Annotated in this window: 18 protein-coding genes; 6 read left to right on the top strand and 12 right to left on the bottom strand. The window is 70.9% G+C overall.

The genetic code is table 11. The annotated features are described in order from the left end of the window. Position 1 precedes the first annotated feature (1 nt). Complete coding sequence (locus tag ACJA3G_RS03860; protein WP_406551429.1) at positions 2-502, top strand: hemerythrin domain-containing protein; 501 nt, start codon at positions 2-4, stop codon at positions 500-502. Between the two features lie 37 nt (positions 503-539). Here the strand turns inward: ACJA3G_RS03860 and ACJA3G_RS03855 are convergent, their stop codons facing one another. The 4 genes from ACJA3G_RS03855 to ACJA3G_RS03840 form a co-directional block, all read right to left on the bottom strand. Continuing rightward, positions 540-1331, bottom strand: a complete 792-nt coding sequence (locus ACJA3G_RS03855) for a metallophosphoesterase (protein WP_406551428.1) — start codon at positions 1329-1331, stop codon at positions 540-542. After that, on the bottom strand, positions 1328-1585 hold the full coding sequence (locus ACJA3G_RS03850) for a hypothetical protein (protein ID WP_406551427.1): 258 nt from the start codon (positions 1583-1585) through the stop codon (positions 1328-1330). Before ACJA3G_RS03850 ends, ACJA3G_RS03855 begins: the two co-directional genes overlap by 4 nt. Beyond that, on the bottom strand, positions 1582-2289 hold the full coding sequence (locus ACJA3G_RS03845; RefSeq protein ID WP_406551426.1) for a hypothetical protein: 708 nt from the start codon (positions 2287-2289) through the stop codon (positions 1582-1584). The genes ACJA3G_RS03850 and ACJA3G_RS03845 overlap by 4 nt, the downstream gene beginning before the upstream one ends. Positions 2290-2570: 281 nt before the next feature. Further along, positions 2571-2765, bottom strand: a complete 195-nt coding sequence (locus ACJA3G_RS03840) for a CsbD family protein (RefSeq protein WP_406551425.1) — start codon at positions 2763-2765, stop codon at positions 2571-2573. 273 nt (positions 2766-3038) lie between these two features. Here ACJA3G_RS03840 and ACJA3G_RS03835 point away from each other — a divergent pair, with 273 nt between their 5' ends. The 3 genes from ACJA3G_RS03835 to ACJA3G_RS03825 all read left to right on the top strand — a co-directional run bounded on the left by ACJA3G_RS03835 (position 3039) and on the right by ACJA3G_RS03825 (position 5378). Further along, entirely contained in the window at positions 3039-3245 is a 207-nt protein-coding gene (locus ACJA3G_RS03835) for a hypothetical protein (protein ID WP_406551424.1), read from the top strand. Positions 3246-3392: 147 nt separating this feature from the next. Next, positions 3393-3716 carry a plasmid stabilization protein gene (locus tag ACJA3G_RS03830; protein WP_358830923.1) on the top strand — a complete coding sequence of 108 codons (324 nt, stop codon included), beginning with the start codon at positions 3393-3395 and terminating at the stop codon, positions 3714-3716. 135 nt (positions 3717-3851) lie between these two features. Further along, positions 3852-5378 (top strand): FAD-dependent oxidoreductase, encoded by a 1527-nt coding sequence (locus tag ACJA3G_RS03825; RefSeq protein WP_406551423.1) that lies wholly within the window; start codon positions 3852-3854, stop codon positions 5376-5378. A gap of 82 nt (positions 5379-5460) precedes the next feature. On the opposite strand, the gene ACJA3G_RS03820 is transcribed toward ACJA3G_RS03825, so the two are convergent. From ACJA3G_RS03820 to ACJA3G_RS03805, 4 genes are all read right to left on the bottom strand, one after another. Beyond that, positions 5461-7551 (bottom strand): catalase, encoded by a 2091-nt coding sequence (locus ACJA3G_RS03820; RefSeq protein WP_406551422.1) that lies wholly within the window; start codon positions 7549-7551, stop codon positions 5461-5463. Then, positions 7548-8099: a type 1 glutamine amidotransferase domain-containing protein gene (locus ACJA3G_RS03815; RefSeq protein ID WP_406551421.1), complete on the bottom strand. Its 552-nt coding sequence runs from the start codon at positions 8097-8099 to the stop codon at positions 7548-7550. The genes ACJA3G_RS03820 and ACJA3G_RS03815 overlap by 4 nt, the downstream gene beginning before the upstream one ends. Positions 8100-8145: 46 nt before the next feature. Next, positions 8146-8562: a CBS domain-containing protein gene (locus tag ACJA3G_RS03810; RefSeq protein WP_406551420.1), complete on the bottom strand. Its 417-nt coding sequence runs from the start codon at positions 8560-8562 to the stop codon at positions 8146-8148. A 194-nt stretch (positions 8563-8756) separates the two neighbouring features. Beyond that, positions 8757-9086: a DUF6479 family protein gene (locus tag ACJA3G_RS03805; RefSeq protein WP_406551419.1), complete on the bottom strand. Its 330-nt coding sequence runs from the start codon at positions 9084-9086 to the stop codon at positions 8757-8759. 104 nt (positions 9087-9190) lie between these two features. Here ACJA3G_RS03805 and ACJA3G_RS03800 point away from each other — a divergent pair, with 104 nt between their 5' ends. Beyond that, complete coding sequence (locus ACJA3G_RS03800) at positions 9191-10285, top strand: glutamate--cysteine ligase (protein WP_406551418.1); 1095 nt, start codon at positions 9191-9193, stop codon at positions 10283-10285. Between the two features lie 50 nt (positions 10286-10335). Here ACJA3G_RS03800 and ACJA3G_RS03795 read toward each other — a convergent pair whose 3' ends face one another. Continuing rightward, a complete protein-coding gene (locus ACJA3G_RS03795) occupies positions 10336-10716 on the bottom strand; it encodes a hypothetical protein (RefSeq protein ID WP_406551417.1) in 381 nt (126 codons plus the stop codon). Between the two features lie 160 nt (positions 10717-10876). Between ACJA3G_RS03795 and ACJA3G_RS03790 the strand changes: the two genes are divergently transcribed. Further along, complete coding sequence (locus ACJA3G_RS03790; protein WP_406551416.1) at positions 10877-11326, top strand: SRPBCC family protein; 450 nt, start codon at positions 10877-10879, stop codon at positions 11324-11326. Positions 11327-11424: 98 nt separating this feature from the next. On the opposite strand, the gene ACJA3G_RS03785 is transcribed toward ACJA3G_RS03790, so the two are convergent. The 3 genes from ACJA3G_RS03785 to ACJA3G_RS03775 form a co-directional block, all read right to left on the bottom strand. Then, on the bottom strand, positions 11425-12069 hold the full coding sequence (locus ACJA3G_RS03785; RefSeq protein WP_406551415.1) for a LysE family translocator: 645 nt from the start codon (positions 12067-12069) through the stop codon (positions 11425-11427). A gap of 109 nt (positions 12070-12178) precedes the next feature. After that, positions 12179-12772, bottom strand: coding sequence for a DUF4291 domain-containing protein (locus ACJA3G_RS03780; RefSeq protein WP_406551414.1), 594 nt, complete (start codon positions 12770-12772; stop codon positions 12179-12181). Between the two features lie 70 nt (positions 12773-12842). Continuing rightward, positions 12843-13443, bottom strand: a 601-nt coding sequence (locus ACJA3G_RS03775; RefSeq protein ID WP_406551413.1) for an MFS transporter, incomplete at its 5' end; no start/stop codon positions are given.

Genomic DNA, 13443 nt, shown 5'->3' with positions numbered 1-13443 from the left:
CATGTCCACCGACGCCATCGTGCTTCTGAAGGACGACCACAAGGAGATCCGCCGGCTGTTCCGGGCCTTCCAGGCCGCGGGTAAGGATGCGAAGGCCACCAAGCACAACATCGTCGACAAGATCGTGGAAGCCCTCACCGTCCACACCTACATCGAGAACCAGGTCATGTACCCCAAGGTGCGCTCCCTCGTCCCCGACCTGGAGGACGACATCCTGGAGTCGTTCGAGGAACACCACGTCGCCGACGTCCTCTGCGCCGAACTGAACGCCATGGGCCCCGACGACGAGCGCTTCGACGCCAAGACGACCGTTCTGATCGAGGCGGTGAGCCACCACATGGACGAGGAGGAGAGCGACTGGTTCCCCAAGGTGCGGGCGGCTCTCGGCCGCAAGGAGTTGCAGGAGATCGGTGCGCGCATGATCGAGGTCCGCGCGAACGCTCCCCGCAGCCCCGAGCAGCCGGGCGCCCTCAAGAAGGCCGCCACGGCCCTGTTCGGATGACCGCGCCGCCCGGTCGCGGTCGGCGGACGAGGACCCGTTACGCCGCCGAGCCCGCGGGTGACGCGGCGGCGGACCCCGGCCCGTCGGAGGCGGGGTCCGCGCCGTCCCGGCCGGGCAGGCAGTAGACGTGGAACGCCCCGCCGATCACGGGCTGCGCCACGTTGCGTACCCGTACTCCCCCGCTGGTGCGGCCGTGTTCCGTACCGGAGTGGGCGTGCCCGTGGACGGCGAGGTCGGCGCCCGCCGTGTCGATGGCCTCGGCGAGCAGATAGCTGCCCAGGAACGGATAGATCTCCGGGGGTTCACCGATCAGGGTGTCCGCCACGGGAGAGAAGTGCGTCAGCGCGATACGTACGTCGCACTCCCGCCCCGCCAGCTCCTCCAGCGCGGTGCGCAGGGTGTCGGCGCGGTGGCGTGAGTAGCGCACGAACTCCTTCATGATGGGTTCGCCGAACTCCCCGGCGCACCGGCCGACGAAGCCGCCGCCGAATCCCTTGGTGCCGGCGACGCCGATGCGGGTGTCGCCGTTGCCGACGACCGTCGCCTCGCCCTCCAGGACGTGTGCTCCGGCGTCTCTGAGGATCTCCGTGACCAGGTCGGGCTGGTCGTCGTGGTGGTCGTGGTTGCCCAGCACGGCGACGACGGGGACGGCCAGGTCCTTGATCTCCCGCGCGACGACCCGCGCCTCCTCCGCCGTCCCGTGCCGGGTGAGGTCGCCCGCGAGCAGCAGCACGTCGGCGCAGTCCGGCAGTGTCTCGAAGGCGGGGCGGAGCGAGCCCTCGTTGTCGGGGCTCATATGGATGTCGCCGACGGCCGCGATCCGGATCATGGGAGGTCCTCCGCGTGGATGGGCGGCCCCGTCTCCGCGACGACGATGTCGCAGTGCACGGGCAGGTCCGCGAGTTCTTCTCGGGCGATACGGAGGATGTCGTCGCGGCTGTGGACGGACGGCACGGTCCCGGTCAGCAGGACCGTCCCGCCCCGGGCCTCGGCCCGCACCCCCAGCTCGCCGCACTCTCCCGCGGCCAGCTTCTCGGAGAAGTGGGCCACGCGGTATTCCAGGCTCTCCGGCTGGTGGCTCATGACGGCTCCCGCGGGACGGAGGGGTGCTCGGGCTCGATGACGTTCAGCCGTTCCAGCAGGAACAGGAAGGCGGCGGGCATCGGTTCGTCCGCGCAGCGGCGCCGCACGTCGTCCCAGTCCACCTTCTCGCGCAGCGAGCGGGCCACCGGGAGCACGGCGCCGAAGTCGCAGTGGTGCTCGGAGAAGGCGCTGTTCAGGCTGACGAGCACATCGGTCGCCGACAGCACCGGCATGTGCACGGAGTCGACGGGGAGCAGCTCGGCACGCGCCAGCAGGTCCACGGTGACCGGGCGGTGGGCCAGTTCGAAGATGATGTCGACGTCCTGGCCGAAGCAACTGGTCTTCAGCAGCCAGTCCTCCGGCGGCAGCCGCACGGCCAGCCCCGCCGCGCGCAGGGACGCCGCCACGGCGTCGGCCTCTTCGGGAAGGACGCAGAAATCGGCGTCGTGCTGCAGCCTGCCGCTGCCGCCGTGGGCGTAGACCGCGACGCTTCCGGCCAGCGCGAACTTGTGCCCGGCCCGCTTCAGGATGGCACCCACCTGTTTCGCGGCCTCCAGGATCGCCTGGCTGCGGTCGCGCGGCAGTTCCTGCTCCTGGGGCTCGGGCGCGGAGCGCCGGACCGGCTCCTGCGTGGCGGAGAGAGGGGCGGCGGGCGCAGCGGTGTCCCGGGCTCGTGGCGGCGGGTCCTGTCCGTTCGTCCTCATGGCCACTTCCTTCGCACTGCGGCGGACGCCGGGTGTCCAAGTCGTGCCTCGGCCGGATGTCATGCCTCGGCCGGGTGTGCCGAACCGCGCGTTCTGCGTCCCCGGTACCCGTCCTCGCCCCTGTGACACCCGGCGCGAAGGGGCGTGGGAGCGGAGCGCGCGTGGGACGGTCCGCGCGCCCCGGAGGGCACGGCGGGGGTCCGTACCCCCGTACGCACGCGGGCGGGCGGCAGCCGTCGCGTCGAGCGCCGCGGCTGCCCGCCCGCCTGTCGCCGTGCCGGTTACTTCTTGCTGCCGGGCATCTGCTGCCCCGCCTTGCGCGCCCGGTCCTCGATGTCGGCGCCGGCCTCGCCCGCCTTGCCCTTCGCCTGGTCCATCTTGCCCTGGGCCCTCATGGACTCGTTGCCCGTGACCTTGCCGGCGGTCTCCTTCGCCTTGCCCTTGACCTGCCCCATCTTGCCCTTGCCAGCCATCATGAACTCCCTACGTGACGATGGAACTACTGACAGCAACAAGCTAGGGGCAAACACAAGGCCGCGCGCGTCGGCGGGGGCTGCGAGGGTGCGCACCTCCAGCGGCCGACCCGCCGCCGACGGCAACCCCCATACCCCACCGGTCCGGTCCGAACAGGACAGAACAGCCAAAGCCGGACCGTGTGACCGTTCCCGGGGCGGGCACCCGAGCAGGGCAGGGAGACCGGCCGCGTTCCGGATCCCACCCCACAGCCCATGTGAGCGAAAGAGAGATCCATGAGTCACCACACCCATGCGGACAAGAACCACGCCACCGGCGACGCCGACGAGAAGGACACCGCCCTGGGCGAGGTCATGCGGGAGCTGGAGGACGCCGCGACCGAGCCGGAGGGGTCCGAGCACGGACGCCACGGCCACGAGGACGGCGAGGCCGGAGACGCACTCACCCCGAACACCGAGGCGCAGAAGCGCGCCGAGCACTGAGCGGGCCGCCGCACCGCCGCCGGGCCGCACCGGACGCGCCCGCCGCCCGGTCGTCGCGATGTCACCTACGGCCCCTCTTCGATTGCGGGGTGACCCCCAAGAGCAGATGGTGAACACGGAGTCATCCACCCAAGTCAAGGAGTCGACATGCCTCGCGGTTCCAGTCCCAAGCGGGAACGCCAGTACGAGCACATCAAAGAGAGCGCCGAGCAGCGCGGCGAGGGCGGTAAGCGCGCCAAGGAGATCGCCGCCAGGACCGTCAACAAGGAGCGCGCCCGCTCCGGTGAGTCCAAGACCGCCAGCAAGAGTTCCACCCAGGACATGTCGTCCTCCAAGCGCGGCGGCCAGCGCTCCCACAGCGGCTCACAGGGACCGACGTACGACCAGCTCTACGCCGAGGCCCAGCGCCGCAACGTGCACGGCCGCTCCAGCATGGACAAGGCCCAGCTCAAGCGTGCACTCGGACACTGACCGGCATCCCGGCCCGGGGTGGGACGCCCTGGCGTCCCGCCCCGCCGCGCACCGCGGCCGGATCCCCGGTGAGGCCTCCCCCGGACGGACGTTTCCCCGAGGTGTCGACGGAGCCCCGGCGGGCACCCGGTGCGCATGAACGAGACGCGGGCAACAGGGGGATCGTATTGGATCGAGACCGCTCCCGGCGGCACTCCGTACCCACCCCTGGACACGGACACCCAAGCCGATGTGGTGGTCGTCGGAGCGGGTATCGCCGGTCTGAGCGCGGCGCGCGAGCTCGCCCGCGCCGGCCGCAGCGTGGTCGTCGTCGAAGCCGGCCGGATCGCACAGGGCGTCACCGGCCACACCACGGCCAAACTCACCGCCCTGCACAGCCTTTCGTACGTCCAACTGACCCGCACCCGTGACGCGGAGGCCGCGCATCTGTACGCGCGGTCGCAGACCGACGCCCTGGAGCACGCCGCCGCCGTGGTGGAGGACCTGGGCATCGACTGCGACTGGGAACGCGTCCCCGCCTACACCTATCTGCGTGACACCAGCCGTACGGGGGAGCTCCGCGCTGAGGCGGAGGCGGCCCGGGCAGCGGGGCTGCCCGCCGAGTTCGTGCGGGAGACCGGGTTGCCGTATCCCGTCGCGGGCGCCGTGCGGCTGGCGGACCAGGTCCAGTTCCACCCGCGCAAATACCTCCTGGCACTCGTCGACGACCTGCTCGCCCACGGCGGGAAGATCTACGAACACACCACCGTCACCGGCCTGGACGAGGGCGAGCCCTGCCGTGTGACCACCGATACCGGAGTGACCGTGACGGCCCGCGATGTCGTCGTGGCCACCCACTACCCCATCTTCGACCGGGCCCTGCTCTTCACCCGCCTGGCCATCCACCGCGAACTGGTCGTCGCCGCACCGATCCCCGCCGACCGGGACCCGCAGGGTATGTACATCACACCCGAGCTGAACACCCGCTCGGTACGGACCGCGCCCTACGAGGACGGCCGGCGGCTGCTGATCGTCACCGGCGAGAGCTTCACCCCGGGCGCCGAGGACACCCCCGCGCGGTTCGACAAGCTGGCCGAGTGGGCGCGGCAGCACTTCCCCGGCATCACCATCACCCACCGCTGGGCGGCCCAGGACACGGACCCCACGGACCAGGTGCCCATGGTCGGCCGCCTCCACCCCCGGGCGTCGCACGCGTACGTGGCCACCGGGTTCGGCGGCTGGGGCATGAGCGGCGGCATCATGGCCGGCCGCCTCCTCACCTCGCAGATCACCGGCGACCCGCTGCCGTGGAGCAGCCTGTACGACCCGACGCGCCTCCTCAGCGCCGTACGCCAGGCCCCCGAGTTCCTCCACCACCAGGCGAAGGTCGCCCGCCACTTCGTGGGCGACCGGCTGCGCCCGCCGCAGGTCAAGGACGTCTCCGAGATCGAACCGGGCAGTGGTGCCGTGGTCCGCGTGGACGGCGAGCGGTGCGCGGTCTACCGCGACGAACGGGGCGAAGCGCACGCCGTGTCGGCGCGCTGCACCCATCTGGGCTGCCTGGTCGCCTTCAACGGCGCGGAACGCACCTGGGAATGCCCGTGCCACGGCTCCCGCTTCGACACCGACGGCAAGGTCATCCAGGGCCCCGCGACCCGCCCGCTCGGGCAGCGGAAGGTGTGAGGCACCTGCCGGACCCCGGCAGTGAGCAGCCCCCCACGGCGGTGCCGTGGGGGGCTGTTCCGTTCCGGACGGAACCGCCGGGTCAGCGCAGCAGCGCCGGCCGGTTCCAGTGCCGGTGTGCGGCGATGGCCTGGATGAAGCGATCGGCGAACTCCTCGCCGTCGGCGGAGGGCCGGGCCGTGGGATCCGTGACCACACCGTGGTCGGCGGCGACACCTTGGGCCTGCTCGGTGGTGATACCCAGCCGGTCCAGGAGGGCGACCGCCGAGCCGAGGGCGCCGATCGGCTTGCCGTGGCGGTAGGCGTCCCGGACGAAGCGGACGGCGGCCTCCTCGGTCAGCAGCGGGGAGTCACCGGGCGGCCCGTCCGGCAGCAGGACCGCGTCGTACAGCACGGAGGCGACGGTCGGCAGGGCCCGGTCGACGACGTAACCACTGCCGTCCAGGCCGGTGATCTTCCCGTCGTGCGGGGCGATGGCCTCCACGACGGCGCCCTGTGAGGTGAGTGCTTCACGGATCGGCGCGAGGTGTTCCGTCTCCAGCCCGTCGGCCACCAGCAGGGCGATCCGGCGGGTGCTGATGGAGCCCTCGCCGCGCAGGGACTCCAGACTGAGCGCGGGGGAACTCCCCTTGTGCCGGTCCGCGCCCTGGCGTGGCGCGGGGACACCGATGCCCTCGGCCACCGCTTGGGCCAGCGCGCCGTCCACCGAGGCTAGGACTTCGACCGTGCGGGCGCGGACGCTCATCGCCTCGACCTTGCCGAGTTCGAAACGGAAGGCGTCGATGATGTGCTGCTTCTCCCAGGCGCTCATGCTGTTCCAGAACAGTGCCGCCTGGCTGTAGTGGTCCTGGAAGCTGGCGCTGCGGCGCCGGATCTTCTCGCCGTCCACGCGTTCGGCGTGGTGCCGGTACGCGTCGGCGTGACCGCCCGCGACCGCGGGGCAGCCCCCGCCGAGCGAGTTGGGGGTGTAGCTGGTGGCGCCGGAGTGGACCACGCCCTGGTGCGGGCCGTCGCGGTGGTTGGTCCGTACGGGCGCGAGCGGCTGGTTCACCGGCAGCTGGGCGAAGTTGGGGCCGCCCAGGCGCAGCAACTGGGTGTCCAGATAGGAGAAGTTCCGGGCCTGGAGCAGGGGGTCGTTGGTGAAGTCGATACCGGGCACCACGTTGGCCGTGTGGAAGGCGACCTGCTCGGTCTCGGCGAAGAAGTTCTCGGGGTTGCGGTCCAGGACCATCCGTCCGATGGGGCGGACGGGCACCTGCTCCTCCGGGATGAGCTTCGTGGCGTCCAGCAGATCGAAGTCGAAGGCGAACTCGTCCTCCTCCGGCACGAGTTGGACACCGAGCTCCCATTCGGGGTAGTCGCCCGCCTCGATCGCCTGCCACAGGTCGCGGCGGTTGAAGTCCGGGTCGCGCCCCTGGCACTCCTGGGCCTCGTCCCATACCAGCGAGTGGACGCCGAGCTTGGGCTTCCAGTGGAACTTGACGAAGGTGCCCTTGCCGTTCGCGTCGACGAAACGGAAGGTGTGCACCCCGAAGCCCTGCATCATCCGGTAGCTGCGCGGGATGGCCCGGTCCGACATCAGCCACATGATGGCGTGCAGCGTCTCCGGCTGGAGCGACACGAAGTCCCACAGCGTGTCATGGGCGGAGGCGCCGGTGGGTATCTCGTTGTGCGGCTCGGGCTTCAGCGCGTGGACGAAGTCCGGGAACTTGATGCCGTCCTGGATGAAGAAGACCGGGACGTTGTTGCCCACCAGGTCGTAATTGCCCTGCGAGGTATAGAACTTCGTGGCGAATCCGCGCACGTCCCGTACGGTGTCGGCCGATCCGCGCGGGCCCTGCACGGTCGAGAACCGGACGAACACGGGTGTCTTGACGTCGGGGTCCTGCAGGAACGCGGCCTGGGTGAAGTCCGCGCACGACTCGTACGGCTGGAAATACCCGTAGGCACCGGCGCCGCGCGCGTGCACCACGCGCTCCGGTATCCGCTCGTGGTCGAAGTGGGTGAGCTTCTCCCGGAAGTGGAAGTCCTCCAGCAGGGTGGGTCCGCGTTCGCCCACCCGCAGGGAGTCGTCGGTGTGGTCGACGACGACTCCCTGGTCGGTGGTGAGCGGGCCCGATGCCGGGTCGTGCGCCCGGAAGGCGTCACGCTGTGTCCGCTTGGGGTCGGTCACCGAACGGTCCTCCCGGCCTTGTCGAACGCGATCGTCAGCGCCTCGCAGAAGGCGGGCAGGTCATCGGGCTTGCGGCTGGTGATCAGGACGTTCGGCCCGTGGTCGCAGACCTTCACCTCTTCGTCGACCCATTCACCGCCGGCGTTGCGGATGTCCGTACGCAGACTCGGCCAGGACGTCAGGACCCGGCCGCGCACCACATCGGCCTCCACCAGCGTCCAGGGGGCGTGACAGATCGCCGCGACCGGCTTGCCCAGATCGAAGAACGCCTTGGTGAACGCCACGGCCTTCTCGTCCAGCCGCAGGAAGTCGGGGTTGGCGACGCCGCCCGCGAGGACGAGTCCGTCGAACTCCGCCGCGTCCGCCTCACCGACGACCTCGTCGACGGGGAACGTATCCGCCTTGTCGAGGTGGTTGAACGCCTGGATCTCCCCCTTCTCGGTGGAGACCAGCACGGGCGTGCCGCCCGCGGCGTCCACCGCCTGCCACGGCTCGGTCAGCTCCTTCTGCTCCACGCCCTCGGGCGCGACGAGAAATGCGATCCGCATGTCTGCTCGGTCCTTTCGTGTTGGTGCGTCTGTGCGTGCCTCGGCCTCAGCCGGTCGACAGCGCTTCGAGGAGGTCGCCGACCTCCGGCGACGGCAGCGAGCGCGCTACGTCCGCCAGGGCGACCATGCCGACCAGGGTGTGGCCGTCGATGACGGGCAGCCGACGGACCTGGTGGGTCCTCATGGTCCGGAAGATCTCGTCCACGTCGTCGTCGGCGCCGATGGTGACGGCCTCGCCCTGGGCGAGGTCCCCTGCCGTCGTCGCGGCGGGGTCCTTGCCCGCGCCCAGCACCTTGACGACGATGTCACGGTCGGTGATCACGCCCTTCAGTCGGTTGTCGCTGCCGCAGATGGGCAGCGCGCCCACGCCGAGCTCGGTGAGCTTGACGGCCGCCTCCAGGACGGACTCCTTCGCCGAGGCGCACTCGGCGCCGGGCGTCATGATGTCGCGTGCGGTGGTCATGTCCGTTCCCTTCACTTCGGTGTGCGGCGCATGGGTCTGTCGGCCGCCGGGTGCCCCGGACCGCCCACCGGATAACGTGCGGAACGGGCCAGTCCGGCGATCGACGCCGAAAGCCCCGGCGCGGGCCGCCCGGAAGCGCCCGCCTCACGCGCCGACGACCCGGCCGCGCCCGTCGACGATTCCCTCAGCGCGTGTCACCGATCGCGGTCGTCCGTCGAGGGTTCCTGCTGGGACCCCGCCCGCCGGGTGCCGGAGTTACCGAATCCGTGCAGCCCGTGCGGCTTCAGGCGGTCGCCGTCATGGGGCACCTCGTCCGGCTCGCGGCGCTCGACGACCTCGCCCACGGGCCCGGACTCGGGAAGCCTTGGCTGCTCCTCCTGCCGGGGCACCCGGGCCCGGCGCCTGCGCTGCCCACGCCACACCAGGGCGATGAGCAGCGCCACGAGAAGTACACCGACGACGAAGGGAGCCACGCCGACAGCCAGGTCTCGGCCGGCGGCCAGTTCTGTGTTGCGCAAAGTCATGACAGGCGGATACCCGGCAGCCGGGCGCGAAACGGTGGGTTCCCCTCCGGAGCGGACTCGGTGTGCGTACGGTTCACACAGCGCGACACGGGTACTCGCAGGCCATGCTCACGTTTGGGGTCGAAGAAGAGTATCTCCTGGTGCATCCCACCACCGGGCTGCCGGTCGCGCGCTCCGAAGGCGTACGTGCCGCCGCCGGTCTGGGAAAGACCGTGGACGAGGACGAGGTCCAGCCCGAGCTGCTCCAGGCCCAGGTCGAGGTCGCCACGCCGGTCTGTCAGGCACTGGAGGAGGTCGGCGGTCATCTGCTGCGTCTGCGGCACGCGCTCGGGTCCGCCGCCGAAAGCCTCGGCTGCCGCCTCGCCGCCGTCGGAGCGGCTCCCGCCGTGGGGGAGACACCCGTGCCCGTCACCGAGCGCCCCCGCTACCGGGCCATGCATATCAGCGCCGGGCAACTGGTCGACGAGCAGTTGATCAACGGTATGCACGTGCATGTGGGGGTACCGGACCGCGAGGTGGGCGTCGCGGTCCTCAACCGCATCCGCGTCTGGCTGCCCACCCTGCTCGCGATGTCGGTCAACTCCCCGTTGTGGTACGGCCATGAGACCGGATTCGCCAGCTGGCGCACCCTCGTCTTCAGCCGCTGGCCCGTCAGCGGACCGCCGCCCCGTTTCACCGACCTCGACGACTACGAGAGCCGCGCGCAGGCGCTCAAGGAGGCTGGGGCCGTCATGGACAGGGGCCAGCTGTACTGGCACGCCCGGCTCAGCGAGAACTACCCGACCGTCGAAGTGCGCTGCCTGGACGTCCAGTTGCGGGCGGACGACGCGGTGCTGCTCGCCGCCATCGTCCGGGCGCTGGTGGCCACCGCGATCCGCGAGCAGAAGGAGGGGCTTGACGTTCCGGAGTGTCCGGGCGAGCTCCTGCAGGCCGCCACGTGGCGTGCCGCCCGGGACGGCCTGACCGGCAAACTGGTCACCCCCGACGGACAACTGCGCAGTTGCGGTGACGTGCTGTGCATGCTCATGAAGCACATTGGTCCGGCGCTGGAGGCGCTGGGCGACACCCGGGAAGTCGACGCCCTGCTCCACCGGCTCCTGCGGGAGGGGACGGGTGCGGACCGGCAGCAGAAGGCCTTCGCCGAGGGCGGGCTCGCCGCGGTACGCGAGCTGATCACCAGCCAGAGCCTGCTGGCCTGAGTCGGTGGCGCCGGGCGGCGTCGCGCGGCGCGCGGGAGGCGGGAGGCGGGTCAGCGGCTGCGCAGATGGAGCTGCACATCCACTTCCTGGTCGCCCGACGCCGTACCGTCGTCGCTCACCGCGAAGGCCAGCGCGAAGGTGTCGCGCAGCCGCCCCACCGGCCCGGGGCCGCCCTGCATGTTGACGGTGACACTCTCGCCCAGCGCCACCGGCTCCACGTCGCCGGAGCGGTGGGATGTGTCGACCATCGCGGTCCACACCGTGGGGTGCGCGGAGATGTCCCGCGTGGAAGGGGCCGTGACTCCCCGCTCGGAGGAGTACCACCGGTGCAGGCTCATGAGGACCGCTTCGGCGTCGCCGGGTGAGCAGCCGCCGAGGACGACATGCACATGTTGCGCCGACGGCGCCTCGGTCCCGAGGGTGGGTTCCATGATCCGTCCCTCCTCACTGGTTTCACCAGGGGCGGCTTCCCGCAGGTACCCGTATGGCGGCGGCGAAACCGGCATGGGGAAACCGAGTGATCGCGTGGGAGCGGGGTACCCGCTGTCCGCAGAAGACCCCGATACCCACCCGAGACGCAGGAGGCAGTGCATGTCGCAGGTAGAGCAGTCCGTCGAGGTGGCCGTCCCGGTCCGCACCGCGTACGACCAGTGGACCCAGTTCGAGTCCTTCCCCCAGTTCATGGACGGCGTCGAGCGCATCGAGCAGCGCACCTCCACCCTCACCCACTGGGTAACGAGTGTGGACGGTGTGAAGCGGGAGTTCGACGCCGAGATCACCGAACAGCGTCCCGACGAGCGCGTCGCCTGGACCACCGTCGGCGGCGACGTGCGTCAGGCCGGTGTGGTGACGTTCCACCGCATCGACGACACGACCACCAAGGTGATGCTCCAGATGGACTTCGACCCCGAGGGCATGGCCGAGACGGTCGGCGACAAGCTCGGGTTCGTCAAGCGCCAGGTGACGGGTGACCTGAAGCGCTTCAAGGAGTACATCGAGTCGCGCGGCGCCGAGACGGGCGCGTGGCGCGGCCAGGTCTGAACCCCGCCCGGGGCGAACCCCCGGGCCCCGACCCCTTGCTGATGCCGCCCGCACTCTGCTGTGCCGGACCTGGACCAGCAGGGGGTCGGCCGCGCTCGCTAGTCGGCACGGCCCGTGGCTGCCACGGTCACACCCAGGCCGATCATCGCGAGGCCGCCGGCCCCGCCCACCATCGACAGCCGACGGTCCGAGCGCGCGAACCAGGAACGGGCCGCGGCGGCGCCCAGGCCCCACAGCGTGTCCGTGATCATGCCGATGGCGACCGGGACCAGCCCCAGCACCATCATCTGAAGGGGAACACGGCCGGCCGAGTGGTCCACGAACTGGGGCAGTACCGCGGCGAAGAAGACCACACCCTTGGGGTTGGTGACGCCGACGAGAACGCCGTCCATGACCGTACGCAGATCACCGCGCCGCTCCCCCGCGGGGGCCGCCATGACCGCGGCGCGCATCTCCTTGCGGTGCCGGAAGGCCTGCACGCCGAGGTGGACGAGGTACACCGCCCCGGCCAGCTTCACGCCCATGAAGACCGTGGCCGAACTCTCCACCAGCGCGCCGAGACCCCAGGCGACGGCGACCACCAGGAGATACGAACCGAGCAGGTTGCCGACGACGGTCGCGAGCGCCACGCGTCGGCCGTGCGCCAGGGCCCTGCCGATCACGAACAACACGCTCGGCCCCGGAATCACGATCACCAGCAGCGACATCGCCGCGAACGCCAGAATGCTCCCCGTGGACACCATCTGTCCGCCCTCTCCTGCTGTTTTGTCCGGAGCCCATACAAACAGGCGCCCAGCCGTCCACTCCAGAAGCGTCCACCCACTGATACCGCCCCACGGGGCCTGCCGTTTCTCACCCGCGCAAGTGCGCCAGGAGCCCGTCGTCCATGGGGTAGGGCCGCTCCGGGGGCAGGAGCCGGCGGGCCGCCTCCAGGTCGCCGTCCCGTACATGGGCGTGGACCGTCCGGGCGAGCGGGGTCACGTCCGTGATGGAGACCGTCCACTCGTCGGCGTAGAGGCGTGCCGCTTCGCCCGAGAGGCCGAGTTGGAGTGAACGGTGGGCGAGCGGCTGGAGGCGCAGGTCGCGTTCGGGGTCCCACTGCACGCGTGCCGGGGCCTGCTTCAGCTGGCGCTTCCACGCGGCCTGATCGGCGTGGAGCCCCCGCTCGTAGTGGGAGAGGCAGGCGTGTGCCACCGCCCACTCGAACCCCTGCCGGGTGATCTCCACGGCCAGGACGGTCTCCTGGCCCTCCTTGGTGCCCCACCCGCAGCGGTACATCATCCACAGGAACGACGGCTTGATCCAGGTCATCCGGTCCCGCTGCCACGCCGCCGGGAACCGGCCCTCCCTGGCCGCGGGCAGACCGATGTGCGAGGCGTACGCCTGGTAGACGGTGACGGTCGAGTCCGTGTACCTGGCCCGGATCTGATGCTTGGGTTCTTCCACGGTCCCCAGCGTGGAGACACCGGCCCGCACGTGCCACCGAATTACGGGTGTGCGAGGCGACGCGGCGGTGTCATGTGGCGTTCACCGACCGCTCCTCCTCCCCCTCCTCGGCCTCCTCCTTCCGTACCGTCTCCGTCGCCGCCGCCTCCCGTCGCGGCAGCAGCAACGGGGTCGCCAGCAGCAGGACGCCCGCGGTGGCGATCGCCGTGCGGGGGCTGGTGGTGGCCGCCAGGAGGCCCCACGCGGCGGTCAGGGCCGCGATCACCGCGCTGCTGCTGATTGACCACGCCGCGAGGGTGCGGGCCACCTTGCCGGGGTCGGTGTGTTCGAGGCGGTAGGTGGCCAGCAGCGGGTTGAACAGGCCGCAGCACGTCACCAGCCCCAGCTGGACGGTGACGATCAGGACGGCTCCGGACGCGCCGGGGCCGGCGAACGCCAGCCCGACCGGCCAGCACGCACGCAGCACCCCGGCCGTGCGCATCACCCTGTGCTGTCCGAAGCGCGCCGCGAGGGGGCGGGCGAGGCGGGAGCCGATCAGGCCTCCGACGCATGGGGACGCGAACACGAGACCGTACTGCCACGGGGCGTACCCGAGGTGGTCGAGCAGGAGGACGGCCATCAGCGGCTCGGTGACCATGATCAGACCGTTGACCGCGACGGTGTTGAGGAAC

Origin of the sequence: Streptomyces sp. YS-3, assembly GCF_045257485.1 — a bacterium.
Classification (GTDB): Bacteria; Actinomycetota; Actinomycetes; order Streptomycetales; family Streptomycetaceae; genus Streptomyces.
Note: the sequence above shows the minus strand (reverse complement) of the source record. Positions and strands in the feature narration are given on the sequence as shown.

What these genes read in the sequence shown, in the direction of transcription:
- ACJA3G_RS03860 (WP_406551429.1), top strand. Translation starts at nt 2, where the DNA reads ATGTCCACCGACGCCATCGTGCTTCTGAAGGACGACCACAAGGAGATC.
- ACJA3G_RS03855 (WP_406551428.1), bottom strand. Translation starts at nt 1,331, where the DNA reads ATGATCCGGATCGCGGCCGTCGGCGACATCCATATGAGCCCCGACAAC.
- ACJA3G_RS03850 (WP_406551427.1), bottom strand. Translation starts at nt 1,585, where the DNA reads ATGAGCCACCAGCCGGAGAGCCTGGAATACCGCGTGGCCCACTTCTCC.
- ACJA3G_RS03830 (WP_358830923.1), top strand. Translation starts at nt 3,393, where the DNA reads ATGCCTCGCGGTTCCAGTCCCAAGCGGGAACGCCAGTACGAGCACATC.
- ACJA3G_RS03825 (WP_406551423.1), top strand. Translation starts at nt 3,852, where the DNA reads ATGAACGAGACGCGGGCAACAGGGGGATCGTATTGGATCGAGACCGCT.
- ACJA3G_RS03840 (WP_406551425.1), bottom strand. Translation starts at nt 2,765, where the DNA reads ATGATGGCTGGCAAGGGCAAGATGGGGCAGGTCAAGGGCAAGGCGAAG.
- ACJA3G_RS03835 (WP_406551424.1), top strand. Translation starts at nt 3,039, where the DNA reads ATGAGTCACCACACCCATGCGGACAAGAACCACGCCACCGGCGACGCC.
- ACJA3G_RS03805 (WP_406551419.1), bottom strand. Translation starts at nt 9,086, where the DNA reads ATGACTTTGCGCAACACAGAACTGGCCGCCGGCCGAGACCTGGCTGTC.
- ACJA3G_RS03795 (WP_406551417.1), bottom strand. Translation starts at nt 10,716, where the DNA reads ATGGAACCCACCCTCGGGACCGAGGCGCCGTCGGCGCAACATGTGCAT.
- ACJA3G_RS03815 (WP_406551421.1), bottom strand. Translation starts at nt 8,099, where the DNA reads ATGCGGATCGCATTTCTCGTCGCGCCCGAGGGCGTGGAGCAGAAGGAG.
- ACJA3G_RS03785 (WP_406551415.1), bottom strand. Translation starts at nt 12,069, where the DNA reads ATGGTGTCCACGGGGAGCATTCTGGCGTTCGCGGCGATGTCGCTGCTG.
- ACJA3G_RS03810 (WP_406551420.1), bottom strand. Translation starts at nt 8,562, where the DNA reads ATGACCACCGCACGCGACATCATGACGCCCGGCGCCGAGTGCGCCTCG.
- ACJA3G_RS03790 (WP_406551416.1), top strand. Translation starts at nt 10,877, where the DNA reads ATGTCGCAGGTAGAGCAGTCCGTCGAGGTGGCCGTCCCGGTCCGCACC.
- ACJA3G_RS03800 (WP_406551418.1), top strand. Translation starts at nt 9,191, where the DNA reads ATGCTCACGTTTGGGGTCGAAGAAGAGTATCTCCTGGTGCATCCCACC.
- ACJA3G_RS03845 (WP_406551426.1), bottom strand. Translation starts at nt 2,289, where the DNA reads ATGAGGACGAACGGACAGGACCCGCCGCCACGAGCCCGGGACACCGCT.